This is a genomic window from Gilliamella sp. B2785 (assembly GCF_026537005.1).
In the GTDB taxonomy this organism is placed as follows: domain Bacteria; phylum Pseudomonadota; class Gammaproteobacteria; order Enterobacterales; family Orbaceae; genus Gilliamella; species Gilliamella apicola_E.
In genome coordinates this window covers 437,735-453,434 of the sequence record NZ_JAFNNC010000002.1, presented here as the reverse complement: position 1 = coordinate 453,434, position 15,700 = coordinate 437,735, and the positions used below count along the sequence as shown (strand labels likewise).

Annotated in this window: 12 protein-coding genes, 3 tRNA genes and 1 rRNA gene; 13 read left to right on the top strand and 3 right to left on the bottom strand. The window is 34.4% G+C overall.

What is annotated here, in order from left to right; translation table 11 throughout:
- Positions 1 to 215 precede the first annotated feature (215 nt).
- From rrf to J3U24_RS04255, 4 genes are all read left to right on the top strand, one after another.
- Positions 216 to 331 (top strand): 5S ribosomal RNA (gene rrf, locus J3U24_RS04270).
- Positions 332 to 363: 32 nt separating this feature from the next.
- A tRNA-Asp gene (locus J3U24_RS04265) sits at positions 364 to 440 on the top strand.
- Between the two features lie 8 nt (positions 441 to 448).
- Positions 449 to 524: transfer RNA gene (locus J3U24_RS04260), tRNA-Trp, on the top strand.
- Between the two features lie 134 nt (positions 525 to 658).
- The gene (locus J3U24_RS04255; protein ID WP_267336653.1) at positions 659 to 997 is read left to right on the top strand and encodes a DUF413 domain-containing protein; all 339 of its coding nucleotides are present in this window, start codon (positions 659 to 661) and stop codon (positions 995 to 997) included.
- A gap of 4 nt (positions 998 to 1,001) precedes the next feature.
- On the opposite strand, the gene J3U24_RS04250 is transcribed toward J3U24_RS04255, so the two are convergent.
- The 3 genes from J3U24_RS04250 to znuC form a co-directional block, all read right to left on the bottom strand.
- Complete coding sequence (locus tag J3U24_RS04250; protein WP_267336654.1) at positions 1,002 to 2,525, bottom strand: YifB family Mg chelatase-like AAA ATPase; 1,524 nt, start codon at positions 2,523 to 2,525, stop codon at positions 1,002 to 1,004.
- Between the two features lie 119 nt (positions 2,526 to 2,644).
- Positions 2,645 to 3,445: a zinc ABC transporter permease subunit ZnuB gene (gene znuB / locus J3U24_RS04245; RefSeq protein WP_267336655.1), complete on the bottom strand. Its 801-nt coding sequence runs from the start codon at positions 3,443 to 3,445 to the stop codon at positions 2,645 to 2,647.
- Entirely contained in the window at positions 3,445 to 4,215 is a 771-nt protein-coding gene (gene znuC, locus J3U24_RS04240; RefSeq protein ID WP_220225240.1) for a zinc ABC transporter ATP-binding protein ZnuC, read from the bottom strand. The genes znuB and znuC overlap by 1 nt, the downstream gene beginning before the upstream one ends.
- A gap of 94 nt (positions 4,216 to 4,309) precedes the next feature.
- Between znuC and znuA the strand changes: the two genes are divergently transcribed.
- The 9 genes from znuA (at position 4,310) to J3U24_RS04195 (ending at position 15,669) form a co-directional block, all read left to right on the top strand.
- Entirely contained in the window at positions 4,310 to 5,242 is a 933-nt protein-coding gene (gene znuA / locus J3U24_RS04235; RefSeq protein WP_267336656.1) for a zinc ABC transporter substrate-binding protein ZnuA, read from the top strand.
- A 29-nt stretch (positions 5,243 to 5,271) separates the two neighbouring features.
- Positions 5,272 to 6,633 (top strand): murein DD-endopeptidase MepM, encoded by a 1,362-nt coding sequence (gene mepM, locus J3U24_RS04230; protein ID WP_267329985.1) that lies wholly within the window; start codon positions 5,272 to 5,274, stop codon positions 6,631 to 6,633.
- A gap of 124 nt (positions 6,634 to 6,757) precedes the next feature.
- Positions 6,758 to 9,082 (top strand): bifunctional glycosyl transferase/transpeptidase, encoded by a 2,325-nt coding sequence (gene mrcB, locus J3U24_RS04225; RefSeq protein WP_267336657.1) that lies wholly within the window; start codon positions 6,758 to 6,760, stop codon positions 9,080 to 9,082.
- Between the two features lie 13 nt (positions 9,083 to 9,095).
- Positions 9,096 to 9,905: a bifunctional DNA-formamidopyrimidine glycosylase/DNA-(apurinic or apyrimidinic site) lyase gene (gene mutM, locus J3U24_RS04220; RefSeq protein WP_267336658.1), complete on the top strand. Its 810-nt coding sequence runs from the start codon at positions 9,096 to 9,098 to the stop codon at positions 9,903 to 9,905.
- Positions 9,906 to 10,278: 373 nt separating this feature from the next.
- Complete coding sequence (gene tolB / locus J3U24_RS04215) at positions 10,279 to 11,574, top strand: Tol-Pal system beta propeller repeat protein TolB (protein WP_065735188.1); 1,296 nt, start codon at positions 10,279 to 10,281, stop codon at positions 11,572 to 11,574.
- 171 nt (positions 11,575 to 11,745) lie between these two features.
- Positions 11,746 to 12,219, top strand: a complete 474-nt coding sequence (gene pal, locus J3U24_RS04210) for a peptidoglycan-associated lipoprotein Pal (protein WP_065562447.1) — start codon at positions 11,746 to 11,748, stop codon at positions 12,217 to 12,219.
- Between the two features lie 67 nt (positions 12,220 to 12,286).
- A complete protein-coding gene (ybgF, locus tag J3U24_RS04205) occupies positions 12,287 to 13,030 on the top strand; it encodes a tol-pal system protein YbgF (protein ID WP_065735159.1) in 744 nt (247 codons plus the stop codon).
- A 136-nt stretch (positions 13,031 to 13,166) separates the two neighbouring features.
- Positions 13,167 to 13,242: transfer RNA gene (locus J3U24_RS04200), tRNA-Lys, on the top strand.
- A gap of 321 nt (positions 13,243 to 13,563) precedes the next feature.
- On the top strand, positions 13,564 to 15,669 hold the full coding sequence (locus J3U24_RS04195) for a TonB-dependent receptor (RefSeq protein ID WP_267336659.1): 2,106 nt from the start codon (positions 13,564 to 13,566) through the stop codon (positions 15,667 to 15,669).
- Positions 15,670 to 15,700 lie beyond the last annotated feature (31 nt).

The window sequence follows — 15,700 nt, the reverse complement described above, 5'->3', positions numbered from 1 at the left end:
CAGGTGTGTAAGTGTAGTGATACATTGAGCTAACTGATACTAATGAACCGAGAGTCTTAACCTTACAACTCGGAGTTGTTTTGGGATACGCGAAGTTGAGATTAAGAAATCATCGAAAGATGGTTAAAGATTAATAAAACAGTTTGTTCCGGATTGAGCGATTGGTGAAGATATGTGATAATCATCATCAGTTGAAAAAGAGAAGACAGAATATGTCTGGCGGTAATAGCGCGGTGGTCCCACCTGACCCCATGCCGAACTCAGAAGTGAAACGCCGTAGTGCCGATGGTAGTGTGGGTATTACCCATGTGAGAGTAGGGTGCCGCCAGACTTTTAATTTATAAACACACCAAAAAATACGGTGGAGCGGTAGTTCAGTTGGTTAGAATACCTGCCTGTCACGCAGGGGGTCGCGGGTTCGAGCCCCGTCCGTTCCGCCACCTTATCTAGGGGCGTAGTTCAATTGGTAGAGCACCGGTCTCCAAAACCGGGTGTTGGGAGTTCGAGACTCTCCGCCCCTGCCATAAAAATAATAGATTTGTTCTAATTTTAGTCATTTATTCAATTTTATTTATATAAATAAAAAAATTTTGTTTACAGATTAACTTTGTCAATTATAATTCCCGCCCAACAACTTTTATAATCTAGAGGATATAACATGGCTGAAAGTTTTGTAAGTCAACAACGTTTTTTTGATAATAAGAATTATCCAAGAGGATTTTCTCGTCATGGCGATTTTACTATCAAAGAAGCACAGATCTTAGAAAAATATGGTTGTGCTTTTAGAGATCTCGATGCAGAAACTAAAAAGCCAACTACATCAGAAGAGAAATCTTTTGTTGCAGTTTGTAAACGAAAAAAGGAACCAGTTACAGATTATGAAAAAACATGGATAAAGTACCTTTCTAAAATTAACAAACCAAAACGTTTTCACACGTTATCAGGTGGAAAACCTCAAGTTGACGTGAGTGATGACTTTGTCGATAGTGATGATTAATTTATTAGCCAATATTTTTGTGCATTTGAATTAATAATCTATCCATAGAACGATAACTCAGTGCTTCTGAAATATGTTTTCGTTCTATGTTCTTTGAACAATCTAAGTCGGCGATAGTCCGAGATACTTTTAATATTCTATGCCAAGCTCGAGCAGAAAGTCCTAATTTAATTAAAGCCTGTTCTAAGTACTCATTATCTTCATCAGTTAACAAACAATGAATTTGAATTTCTTTTGGTGATAATTGGCTATTTAACTTTTTATTTCTTATCATTTGAATTTTTCTAGCATCCATAACTCTTTTTTTCACTTTATCAGTTGGTTCAGTTACACTAACTTTTTGACTTAGTGTACCTTTAGGTAGTAATGGTACTTCAATTGATATATCAAAACGATCTAAAAATGGACCAGAAAGTCGATTTAAGTAACGTATAATTTGTTGTGGTGTTGTCCTATTATGAGTTCCATGATAATGACCCGTAGGGCTAGGGTTCATAGCGGCAATGAGTTGAAACTTTGCTGGAAATTTTATTTTTGCATTTGCCCTAGATATAACAATTTCTCCCGACTCAATGGGTTCTCTTAAGGCATCTAATACTTTACGGTTAAATTCTGGTAATTCATCTAAAAATAACACTCCATTATGTGCTAATGAAATTTCTCCTGGTTTAGGTATTGAGCCGCCACCAACTAAAGCTGCTGCTGATGCACTATGATGCGGGGCTCTAAATGGCCTTTTACGCCAATTTTGAATCGAACCATTAGCGCTAACAAGACTGGTGATTGCTGCACTTTCAAGTGCTTCATCATCTGATAATGATGGTAATAATGAAGTTAACCGAGTGGCTAGCATAGTTTTACCGGTACCTGGTGGACCAATTAACAATAGATTATGTCCACCTGCAGCGGCAATTTCTAAGGCTCTTTTAGCATGTTCTTGACCAATTATATCTTGTAGGTTAATTATTTGCTCATCATCATCTTTGTATTCTCTGTATTCAACAGTAGGTAAATTAATTTCATTGTATAGATATTGGCATAGTTCTAATAAATTATGCGTAATTAACGTATTATTATGATGGATTAATGATATTTCAGATTGATTTTCTCTAGAAATAATCAATGTACGATTATTTTTTTTAGATGATATAGCAGCAGGAATAGCACCTTTTACTGCCTTAATCTCCCCAGATAAGGCTAATTCACCTAAAAATTCATATTTAGTTAGATTATCGTTAGGTATTTGTTCGGTTGCTGCAAGAATAGCGATAGCTATAGGCAAATCAAAGCGACTACCTTCTTTAGGAAGATCTGCTGGAGATAAATTAACAGTTATTTTTTTTGCTGGAAATGTAAAGCCACTATTAATAATAGCGCTTCTAACTCGGTCTTTAGATTCTTTAACCGTTGCTTCTGGAAGACCAACCAGAACGAAACCTGGTAATCCATTACTAATATGTACTTCAACATTAATTTGAGGTGCTTGTATTCCAATAGAGGCTCTTGTATAAATAATTGCGAGAGACATAGTTTTGTCTTCATTAGTTTCTGATTTTTAGCACTTTATTAGTAATTAAATAATGTGAACAAATAGAGAACTAAAAATGCGTGTTCTCTCGCAATAAATTTTCTAATTTTACTGATATTTTAATTTTTAGTTCTTAAAAAGAATTTAGAAATAAATAATGATATAAAAAATAAACAAGTATTACTTAATACAACAGAAGGACCTGTTGGAGTATCATAAATTGATGAAAACAGAATCCCACCCAAAATAGATAGCATCCCAATTAATATTGCAAAAAATGCCATTGATTCTGGGTTTTTAGCATAATATTTAGCTGTAGCAGCAGGAATGATTAATAGTGCAGTAATAATTAAAGCTCCAACAAATTTCATAGCAATACCAATTGTTAATGCTAAAAGTATTGTAAGCATAAATTTTGTTAGTGGTACATTAATGCCATGGCTAAATGCTAGTTCCTCACTAACAGTGATAAATAAAAATTGATTCCAACGCCATATCAACAGAATTCCAATTATTACTACACAAATTAAAATCTGATAAACATCAAACATTGTTATAGATAAAAGATCACCAAATAGATAACCCATCAAATCAATGCGTATACTATTCATTAAACTTATCACAACTAAACCAAGTGAAAGAGCGCTATGAGCTAAAATACCCAGTAATGTATCAACAGGTAGTTGTTTTTGAGATTCTAACCATAACAGCCCGATAGCTAATATCAGTGTCACTAAAACGATGGCATAGAATAGATTGATATCAAAAAGGAAGCCAAAGGCAACCCCTAATAACGCTGCATGGGATAACGTATCTCCAAAATAAGACATTCTTCGCCAAACAACAAATGTACCCAATGGACCGGTTAAACACGATAAGCATAAACCTGCAAGTAAAGAGGGTAAGAGTAACTCAATCATTATTTTGTTCCTCTTGAATCAGGTAATATAATTTTTCGATTATGATCATTGTGATGCTGGCAACAATCATTATTGTGATGGTGCTTATATAAAGCGATTTGTGATGCGCCGTGAGGTCCAAATAAAGAAACAAATTCTGGATCGTTTGAGACACTAGCCGGTGTTCCTGAACAACAGATATGATGGTTTAAACAAATTACTTCATCTGTTTTTGCCATAACTAAATGTAAATCATGTGAAACCATTACAACACCACAACTAAACTTCGTTTTAGCATTAATAATTAAATCATACAATAGCACTTGTCCATTTACATCTACACCTTGTGTAGGCTCATCTAAAATAAGTAGTTTTGGGCGTTTTGCTAATGCTTGAGCAAGTAGCACTCGCTGTAACTCCCCGCCTGATAATTGATGCATAGATCGATCAATCAGGTATTGAGCTTTTACTAAAGATAATGTTTGGATGATATCATCATAACTTAATTGTTTATTTAGCTGCATAAACCGTTTGACGGTTATAGGTAAAGTTGGATTCAAATTTATTGATTGAGGGACATAACCGATAGTCAAATCAGAAGCACGTTCAATGGTGCCTGTTGTAGGTGAAATTAATCCTAAAATAACTTTGACGAGTGTTGATTTTCCTGCACCATTTGGACCTAGAATCGTAATAATTTGGCTTAAGTTAATCGTCAATGAAACATCATATAATATTTTTTGTTGATTTATTTTAACCGAAATATTATTTAGAGCCATTAATTGTGTCATGATATCGATAGTCCTTGCCGATCAATATGTTATGTTATATTATAACAATAATGTGGTTTTATTCCATCATATTTTATAAATATTGGATGACAAAGTGAAAAATTTAACTAAAAACATAAGACAAGTTCTACGTTTTCTTGCTCAACTTACGCTAATCGTTATTGGATTAACAAATAGTGTTAATGCCACTGTAATTTCCTCAGTAAGGCCGATAGGTTTTATTACTGAAGCAATTGCATCAGGTGTAACAAATACAGATATACTATTGCCGGATGGCGCATCTCCTCATACTTATTCATTGAAACCCTCCGATTTGGCTAAAATTAAGAATGCTGATTTAATAATTTGGGTTGGTGAAGATATGGAAGTTTTTATGCCAACTGTTTTAAAAAATGTTGATGAACAAAAGCAGATAGAATTAATGGATGTTCCCGAAATTAAGAGTTTGCTTAGAACCAATCATCACGATGAAGAAATACCTCATGATGATAATGACCATCATCATGGTGAATATGATGAACATATATGGCTTTCGCCAAAAATTGCTAAAATTATTGCAAAATCAATCCATGATAAGCTTATAGAACTGTATCCTAATAAAGTGCAGTTGCTTGATGCAAATCTGAACGAATTCATTACAAATCTATCAGAAACAGAACAAAACATTGCAAAAAAACTAATTAGCGTACAAAATAGAGGGTATTTTGTGTTTCATGATGCATATGGGTACTTTGAATCACAGTTCGGATTAAAAAATCTAGGAAGTTTTACCATAAACCCAGCAGTACAGCCTGGCGTTCAAACTGTCTATGCAATTCAAAAAAAGCTAGCGGAACATCAAGCAGTCTGTGTTTTTAGAGAGCCACAGTTTAGCCCTGCAGTTATAAAGAAGTTAGTAAATGGTACAAATGTTAAAATTGGTGAATTAAATCCATTAGGGACAGGTATCATTGTCGAAAAAGGTGCCTATTCACACTTTTTAATAACATTAACTCAGGAGCTGTTGGATTGTTTAGATAAAAAATAGTTTAGATTATAAGATAGTTAAGGTTAATTTTGGCACAGCAGATTAAATCCCCTAATATTGCAAAAAATAAATTCAAAATTCCCTATTTTTCAGTATTAGGAGCCCTTGTTGTTGTTATTTTTGTAACTATATTGTGGCGACCTTTAAATTTAGATCGCACAGTGTACGTCCCTCTAAATTCTCAAGCTCAAACTACAGTTACAGATACGCCTTCGTCTTCAGTTGTTATTGGCGATGGGCGAATTGATATGCTTAGTGATAAATCTAAAACTGACAATGTTACAGAGTCGTCTGATGTTCCTGAAGATGATATAGCTAAAGACGAATTAGATGATCTTGCTGAAGAAAAAGATAACACAGTGCAATACACCATATCACGTGGTGATACATTACACGATATTTTGAATCGTTATAATGTAAATAAAAATGATATTGCACAGTTAACAGGTAAGTATAAACAACTAGCCAATTTGAGAATTGGTCAGCAGGTTAGTTGGACGACCGATGATAATCACAATTTGCTCACTTTTAACTGGACAATATCAACTAATAATGTTCGAATTTTTGAAAAGTCAGGCAATCAATTTATAGAAAGTACTGAAACAGTAGAAGGTGTCTCACAAAATAATGTTATTAAAGGTGAGCTGAAATCCAGTTTTGTAGCTGATGCGCGTAAAGCTGGTTTAACGAGTAATGAGATTGGAATTATTACACGTGCATTGCAGTGGCGTTTGGATTTTCGACGTTTAAAAGTAGGCGATAAATTCGTGGTATACTTATCTCGTGAAATGCATGGAAATCGTTTATCAAATAGTAAATTACTTGGTGTTCGCATTAAAAATGGGTCTAAAGATTATTATGCGATTCTAGCTGATGATGGTAAATACTATGATATTAATGCAGGTAGTTTATCTCAAAGTTTTTTCCGATATCCTTTAGCTAAAAAAGCTCGCGTATCATCAGGTTTTAATCCGCGTCGGTTACATCCAGTTACAGGCGTTGTTACACCACATAATGGTGTTGATTTTGCAGTATCTAGAGGAACGCCAGTATTATCTGTAGGAAATGGAGAAGTTGTTATTGCGAAATACAGCGGCTCAGCAGGTAACTATGTCGCTATACGCCATGGTAGGCAATATATGACGGCATACATGCATTTAGACAAAATTTTAGTGAAACCAGGCCAACAAGTTAAACAGGGTGACAAAATTGGTTTATCTGGTAATACAGGGCGTTCTACTGGACCACATTTGCATTTTGAATTACATATCAATAATAAACCTGTTAATCCATTAACAGCAAGTTTACCGATTAATGAAGGTTTAACCGGTAAGTCTAAAAAAGCATTTATAGAAAAAGTTAAAAATATTCAGCCACAACTTAGTTTTTAATTGATTTTATATATTCTACTATATTATTTAAACTAAAATATCTTATTGATAAGAAGCTCAATGCTTCATTAAAAAGTTATGTTATTATAAGTTAATTTTATTTAATCTTAATATTGGGTGCAGTTTGAACAGACCAACTAAAAAGAAATCGACTAAAAAGGCTTCAAAAAAAAATAAGAAATCATTGTGGCGTCGACTTTGGTCGTTGCTTTTCAAATTATGTCTTATCTTTGTTGCTGTAACTGTCGTTTATGGGATTTATTTAGATCAACAAATTAAAGAACGTATAGATGGTGATGTTTGGGAATTACCTGCGGCTGTCTATGGACAGATAGTCGACCTTGAACCAGATAGTGATTATAGTCTTAGTGATGTTGTTACTTTGCTAAAAGGTGCACAATATCGTCAGCAAGATAGTAAAGCAACTCGACCAGGCGAATTTATTGTTCAAAATGGTGCTGTTGAAATTTACCGTCGTCCATTTACATTTCCTGATGGTGAAGAAAAAGCTTTTCGTGTCAAAATTACTTTCTATGAAAACAGGATAGATCGCATATCTAATTTAGACACAGGTCGTGATTTTGGTTTACTTAAGATTGATCCTAAATTAATAACGATGATGCATTCCCCAAATGGTGAACAACGGCTTTTTGTGCCTTTAAGAGAATTTTCTGACTCGTTAATAAAAACCTTAGTTGCAACTGAAGATAAACGTTTTTATGACCACCATGGTGTAAGTTTATATTCTATTGGTCGAGCTATATATGTTAATTTAACAACAGGTCGTACTGAAGGTGGAAGCACACTAACACAACAAACGGTTAAAAACCTCTTTTTAACGAATGAGAGAAGTCTCAGTCGTAAAATACGTGAAGCCTATATGGCTATCATTTTAGATGCTCGATATAGTAAAGAACGTATTTTAGAACTTTACTTAAATGAAGTTTATTTAGGTCAAGCTGGTAGTGAAGAAATTCATGGCTTCCCATTAGCAAGCCTTTACTATTTTGGTCGACCAGTTAATGAATTGACATTAGATCAGCAAGCTGTATTAGTAGGTATGGTAAAAGGTGCTTCGTACTATAATCCTTGGACTCAACCACAACAAGTGATTGAACGTCGTAATGTTGTATTAAAACTTGCTGAGCAACAAGGAATTATTGATGAGGAATTATATAATTTACTCAGCCAACGCCCACTTTCAGTCTTACCAAAAGGTGGTGTGATATCACCGCAACCAGCATTTATGCAAGTTGTCCGTAGTGAGCTGAGAAAACAGTTGGGTGATAAAGCAGACCACCTGTCAGGAATGAAAATTTTCACCACATTCGACCCAGTTGCTCAGGCTGCAGCAGAACAATCGGTTACGGATGAAATAGAAACATTACGTAAATCGACTAATAAAGAATTACAAACAGCAATGGTTATTGTTAGCCGTGAGACAGGTGAAATCCGTTCTATTATTGGTAGCGCTGAGCCACGTTACCCTGGTTATAACAGAGCGTGGTTAACTAGACGAGCAATTGGTTCACTGGCAAAACCGTCAACCTACTTAACTGCATTAGGTCAGCCAGAACGTTATCAGCTTAATACTTGGTTAAATGACAACCCATTATCAATCAAACTTGATAACGGCGGTTATTGGCAACCGAAGAATTTTGATCGAAAGTTTCGCGATAAAGTGATGTTAATTGATGCATTAGCTCTTTCACTTAACGTACCTACAGTTAACTTAGGTATGTCATTAGGTTTAGACGCAACTAAAACGACTTTACAAGCATTGGGGGTACCTGAAGATCGTATCCCTAATTTGCCTTCTCGCTTATTAGGTGCTCTAGAGTTAACACCATTAGAAACAGCACAAATGTTCCAAACTATTTCCAATAATGGCCAACGTGCACCGCTCACAATACTACGGTATGTATTAACTGATAAAGGTGAACTTGTTTATCAAAATTACCCGCAACAAATTCAAGCGGTTTCTCAGCAATCGGCTTATTTAACCACTTACGCTATGCAACAAGTCGTTGAATCAGGAACATCACGTTCATTGAAAGCTAAATATGGATCATTCAATTTAGCTGCCAAGACTGGAACAAGTAATGATTCGCGTGATAGTTGGTTTACTGGTATTGATGGAAAAAATGTTGCAGTCATTTGGATAGGGCTTGATGATCATTCACCTATGAAATTAACAGGCGCTACAGGTGCATTAAAAATATATAGTGAATACTTACAAAATAATCCACCGAAAAAATTACAACTTTCAGTACCACAAAATATCTTTATGGTACCTATTGATAGTAGTGGCCAATGGCAATGCGATGGAGGAGGAGTAAGGACTTTACCTGCATGGACGGTCAATCCGCAAAGTTTATGTGCTGTCAGTTCTCAAACTGAGACAAATCAATCGGCTCCTAGCTGGGTTACTGACATGTTCAATAATTAAATGAGATTATTAAATGCCTGAATTACCAGAAGTAGAAACTAGTCGGCGTGGTATTATACCTTATTTAAAAGGCCAAATTATCAAACAAGTTGTTGTTCGACAACCCAAGCTTCGTTGGCCTATTGATGTGGCTATTTCCGATGCTCAAGGTCAAATAATAATAGATATTACAAGACGTGCTAAATATTTATTATTACAGTTGACGCAAAATTGGATTGTAATTCATTTAGGTATGTCTGGTAGCTTACGCATAGTAAAATCAAACCAAAAACCAGATAAACATGATCATGTTGATTTGGTATTAGAAAATGGTGTGACATTACGTTATACCGACCCAAGGCGTTTTGGGTCGTGGCTTTGGACTAATTCTATTGATGATCTTAAACAATTGAAGCATTTAGGATTAGAACCTCTAAGCGAGGAGTTTTCAGCAAACTATCTTTTCGAAAAAGCGACTAATCGAAATATTCCTATAAAAAGCTGGATTATGGACAACCATATTGTGGTTGGTGTTGGTAATATTTATGCTTCAGAATCATTGTTTATGGCAAAAATTAATCCGCACCGGAAAGTAAATAGTTTAACTTTAGAAGAATTTGAACGATTAGTCACAGCAATTAAACAAGTGCTCACCAAATCTATAGAACAAGGTGGTACTACACTTAAAGACTTTGTTCAATCTGATGGTAAACCGGGTTATTTTGTACAAAAGCTCCAAGTATATGGTAGAGAAGGCGAAAAGTGTTTAATTTGTAAATCTGACATAAAGTCTCATCGAATAGGCCAACGCAATACATTCTATTGTGAAAAATGCCAAAAATAGCAAATTTGGAAATATATTCTTATTGATCATTCTTTAATATCTTTAGCCTGATTATATTTAATTTAAATAAAAATTTTTGGCGACTACTTTTAACTCCACCCAAATCAGAATAGTATAGTAAATAAACGACAGTAATTGCGAATATAAGAATATTAAATAATTTATATAGAAAAATCTTTTTTACTCAAATAGCTATGGACTTGTTACGCAATTTCGGCTATCTTTCACGCTGATATTTATATTTTGTAAAGAGTGATACCATTTAATAACATTTTATTAATTGTTAAAAGGTTTTATCTTTTTGTATTTAAATACGGTTGTTATACTTATTTTAACTTAAATATATTTCTTTTTGATTAAGGAATTTAAGATGATCAAATTTGCTTCTCGCTTTTTGATAGCTTGTTTTGTTTTTTTATATACAATGATAGCTACTGCTGAAGTTAGAATTATAATCACTGATGGCGTAAGTTCTGCTAAACCAATTGCGGTCATACCATTTAAATGGACAGGTAGTGGCGAACCTCCACAAGTTGTGGATAATATTATTGCTTCTGATTTACGCAATAGTGGTAAATTTAATCCAATTGATGTAGCAGCAATGCCGCAAAAACCAACTACCGCTTCTGAAGTCAATCCTAGTGTTTGGAGCAATATTGGTATTTCTGCCGTTGTAGTCGGAACAATCCAACCTGATGCATCAGGAAAATATCTTATCACCTATCAATTAGTTGATACAGTTGAACGTCCTGGCGCTGTCTTAGTTGAAAATCAGTTTCCTATTGAACAACGTTGGTTACGTTATGCAGCCCATACTGCAAGTGATGAAATCTTTGAAGCGTTAACTGGTATCAAGGGTGCTTTTAGAACACGTATTGCCTACGTCGTTAAAAATAGTAAGGGTCCTTACACACATGAATTACGTGTATCTGACTATGACGGATTTGATCAAGTCACCGTACACCGTTCAAAAGAACCATTAATGTCACCAACATGGTCACCTGATGGCAAAAAAATAGCCTATGTAACTTTTGAAAGTGGTCGTTCTGCATTAGTGTTAAAAACATTAGAAAGTGGTGCAGTTGAAACTATTGCATCTTTTCCACAGCATAATGGTGCACCAGCATTTTCACCAGATGGTAGCAAATTAGCTTTTGCCTTATCAAAAGGTGGTAGCTTAAATTTATATATGATGAATTTAAGAACTAAGAAAATTACACAAATTACCTCTAGCCGCAGTAATGACACTGAACCTTCATGGATGCCTGATAATGAAACTATAGTTTATACATCTGATCAGGCGGGACGTCCTCAACTATATTCAATTAACATTAATAGTGGAGCATCACAACGTATAACTTGGGATAATACGCAGAATCAAAATGCTCGCGTATCTCCTGATGGTAAGTTTATTGCTGTGATTTCTACTAATAATGGTGAGCAACATATTACTCGATATGATCTAGAAACGAATACTTATCAACGATTAACTGATACGTTTTTAGATGAAACACCGAGTATTGCTCCAAATGGCACTATGATTATCTACAGTTCATCGCAAGGTTTAGGTACAATTTTAAATCTTGTTTCAACTGATGGTAATTTTAAAGCAAGGTTACCAGCGACTGATGGACAAGTAAAATTCCCATCGTGGTCACCTTATTTATGAGGAACGACTAAATTTTAAGCAATAATATAATTATTAAAATTGTGTAAATGTGAAGGTCGTTATAATATATACTTCTAATCTTTCTAGTTGGTAACAGGTGTTACTTTGAAGTTGGTTAGAAGTATACAAAATATAAATAATAATTTATTTAAACACAAAGGAGTTAATTCAATGCAATTTTCTAAATTTCTTAAGGTAGCTGCAGTTGCTTTACCATTAATTGCTGTGACAGCATGTTCTTCAAACAGCAGCAGCAAAGCAGGTAACGGTTCTTTATCTAAAGAAGCTCTAGCTCAATTACAAAAATTACAACAAATCAATACAGTTTATTTTGATTATGATAAATACAATGTTAAATCAGAATATTCAACATTATTAAATGCACATTCAATCTTTATGCGTGCAAATTCATTCTTAAATGTTGTTATTGAAGGTCATGCCGATGAACGTGGTACTCCAGAATACAATATCGCGTTAGGTGAACGTCGTGCAGCAGCAGTTAAATCTTACTTACAAAGTAACGGTGTTTCTGGTGAACAACTTTCAATCGTTTCTTATGGTAAAGAAAAACCAGCAGTATTAGGTCACAACGAAGCAGCTTATGCTAAAAACCGTCGTGCAGTAATTACTTACGCTGGATATTAATCCCATCTTATGACGGCTGATTTATCAGCCGTTTTTTATGTTTAAGTTCACGTCGAGTTTATATAATATGTATAAAAAAATACTCACATTGTCCTTATTTTTATTATTTGCTGGATATGGTTGTGCTGCTGGTAGTTCTGATGTGGATAGAACAATACAAGCACAAGGACAGTTGATAATCCAGAATCAACAAAAAATTAATGATCTACAATCAGATGTAGATACACTTCGAGGTCAATTGGAAGAAACTAAGCATCAGCTTAACCAAACAATTGAACGCCAAAAAATGATATTACAGCAAATGACTAATGGGACAGGATTCTCATCAAATCCAAATGATGAAACCCAAGGTGACAGTTCTGATTCAACATCAAGTACTGATGCTGGGGCATCGCCATCATCATCTTCAGGTTTATCTGGATGGTCTACTTCAGGTGATGATAAAGCGGATTATAATTACGTCATGCAATATATTAATGATGACAAACAGAGTGATGACGTAATTATAGCCTTTCAAAATTATCTAAAAGCCTACCCAAAGACAAGTTACCGTGCAAATGTAAATTATTGGCTTGGTCAACTTTGTTATAAAAAAGGAAAAAAAGATAATGCATCATTTTATTACGCAACAGTAGTAAAAGATTTTCCATCTTCTCCAAAAGCAGCAGATAGCCTTTACAAAGTGGGTTTAATTTTACTTGATAAAGGTGATAAAAAGAATGCCAAAACTGTTTTTCAACAAGTCGTAAATAAATACCCTAAAGATAAAAAAACAGTTGATCTAGCAAATAAAAAAATAGCATCGTTATAATAAAGTGTATAAATAACCAGCTATTGAATAAAAATAGCAATAAAAGGGTTGCACCGCCTTATAATTATAAGTATTATAGCAACCCGAAATTGCTTGAAGCGTTAAGTAATAAAGCAGAAAGTAATTCTATCAAAATGGGTTGTTAGCTCAGTCGGTAGAGCAGCGGACTTTTAATCCGTTTGTCGAGCGTTCGAATCGCTCACGACCCACCATTTCCTCTTACATAATGAATTTATCATCCAAACAAACTAGACATACTAAACTTGTCGGTTAGTGCTCTGATTAAAAATCTATTTTAATAAAATCCACTGTTAGTTATTAGAAGATAATTCAAAAAAATCAAATAATCAAAATATTACCATATCATCCACTAATTAACTTAGAGACTTTCAAATCAAATTTATATTTTTATAAAAATATGATTTAAGGTTTATATTGAAAGCCGTCAAGATAGAAAAAAGTTGTAATCGCAAATAACAATCATTATCATTAACAACTGTTGTTTTAAAATTAATCAAACAATAGGAAAAATAATGAAATTAGTTAATCAATTAGTCTTCCCATGTACTCTGGGCTTATTTACTTTTATAGCTTACGCCCAAGATAAAGTTAATGATGATATTGAAACTATGAAGGTAGTCGCTAAGGATAATAATGATCAGCGCATAAAACTATCATCAACTGCAACTAAACAAACCTTTGAAATAAAGGATATTCCTCAAACCATTAATTCGATTAACCTTGAACAACAGAAAATTTATGGACAAAATGATCTCAGTGTCATTGTCAATAAATTACCCGGAGTCGATGCAACTTATGATATGCGAGATGAAGGTATCAAAATTAGAGGGTTTTCTGCTAGTTCCGGCGATATTTACCGAGATGGTGTCCGTGCTAGCGGACAAGTTAGACAAAGTACAGCTAATATAGAGCGAATTGAAATTTTAAAGGGACCTGCTTCGGTACTTTATGGTCGAGGTTCAGGTGGTGGAATCATAAATATGATCAGTAAGCAGGCAAATTTTGATTCACCGTCTACCTTGAGTTTACGAGGTGGATCTTGGGATAAATATGGTGGAATGATAGATGTTAACCATGTTTTAAGTGATGAGCTTGCCGTACGAATGACTATAGATCACCAATCAGATAAAGGTTTTCGTAAAGGCATTAAACAACGAGATACAATGGTTTCGCCAAGCGTTTTGTATGATAATCTAAACGGATTTAATTGGTTAGTACAATATACAAAAGATAAATTATGGCGTAAACCAGATAGGGCGCCGGCTTATTATGATTTACCAAGAGGTGTTTCAATCAAAACGGCCTATGCTCACCCAGATGATTATGTGAAAGATAATTTTAATTCGTTACGTTCGGTGATGGGATATGAATTTGATCATCATTGGTCTATTAAATTAACAAATATGTATCGTAAAGCTGACCAAAATTTCGATCATCTTTATGCTGGTAATTATTGTGATTGGAATGGGAAATTAAACAATGGTAAGCCGTGTAATTACAAAGGTAAATTAAAATTCCGTCGCGCTTGGCAAGAAACTTCGAACAAAACCTACAGTAATACCCTTGATTTAGCCGGTAAATTTAATACTGCAAGTATTGCCCATGATATGTTAATCGGTGTTGAATATAACATTGAAAAAAGGGAACCACGATTAGCTTTAGCTAGCCAATATCCTGAAGCTGTGGATCCTTATCATCCTCATTGGCGCTCTAAAAAGCCTCACTTCACAACATTGAATACCAAAACTAATCATAAAGCTACTTCTAGAGGGTTATATTGGCAGGATCTCATCAGTTTTACAGAACAATGGAAATTACTTGCAGGATTACGTTATGATAATTATGAATTTGCTTCAGATAACAAATTGAATCATCAAAATCGGTCATATGATGGTCACACTTTAAGTCCACGTATTGGTTTAATTTGGCAACCGATTGCGTCTCAAAGTTTTTATGCTTCGTATAGTAAAAACTTTGCACCTTATGGTGGTAGAGGTTTAATAACCATAGCTACAGATTCTAAAACTGTTTATGATGATAAGCCTCAGTATTCACGTCAGTATGAAATCGGTGTCAAAAGTGATTGGTTTAATGATAAGCTCTCTACTCAAATCGCACTCTATGATCTTGAACTTTATAATGTTAGGTATCAACCTGACTCGGTCAATGATCCTTATAATTGGCAAGTTAGAGGCAGTGATCGCAGTCAGGGAATAGAGTTGAGTGCTATTGGACAATTAAGTAAAAATTGGTATATCAATAGCGGTATTGGTTATCAACAAGCTAAAGTGCATAAAGATAAAAAAACACCAGCTAACCAAGGAAAATACCTATCTAATACAGCTAAACATAGTGGCTATCTAAGTGTTCGCTACCTTCCTCATGAAGATTGGTTCACGGAAGTGGGATTTGATTATAAAGGTTCAATGTATAATGATGATAAAAACCTCGTTAAACGCCCTGGATATGGAACATGGAATGCCGCAATCGGTTATCAAACACGATCTGTTGATCTAACCTTAGCATTAACCAATTTATTGGGTAAAAAATATTGGCGCTCAAGTAGTATGCCAGGCACTCCTCGCGCATTTTTATTAACTGCAAGTTATAAATTATAATATTCGATAAGTATTTTTAAGAGGGAATGGT

What these genes read in the sequence shown, in the direction of transcription:
- J3U24_RS04255 (WP_267336653.1), top strand. Translation starts at nt 659, where the DNA reads ATGGCTGAAAGTTTTGTAAGTCAACAACGTTTTTTTGATAATAAGAAT.
- J3U24_RS04250 (WP_267336654.1), bottom strand. Translation starts at nt 2,525, where the DNA reads ATGTCTCTCGCAATTATTTATACAAGAGCCTCTATTGGAATACAAGCA.
- znuB (WP_267336655.1), bottom strand. Translation starts at nt 3,445, where the DNA reads ATGATTGAGTTACTCTTACCCTCTTTACTTGCAGGTTTATGCTTATCG.
- znuC (WP_220225240.1), bottom strand. Translation starts at nt 4,215, where the DNA reads ATGACACAATTAATGGCTCTAAATAATATTTCGGTTAAAATAAATCAA.
- mutM (WP_267336658.1), top strand. Translation starts at nt 9,096, where the DNA reads ATGCCTGAATTACCAGAAGTAGAAACTAGTCGGCGTGGTATTATACCT.
- pal (WP_065562447.1), top strand. Translation starts at nt 11,746, where the DNA reads ATGCAATTTTCTAAATTTCTTAAGGTAGCTGCAGTTGCTTTACCATTA.
- ybgF (WP_065735159.1), top strand. Translation starts at nt 12,287, where the DNA reads ATGTATAAAAAAATACTCACATTGTCCTTATTTTTATTATTTGCTGGA.
- J3U24_RS04195 (WP_267336659.1), top strand. Translation starts at nt 13,564, where the DNA reads ATGAAATTAGTTAATCAATTAGTCTTCCCATGTACTCTGGGCTTATTT.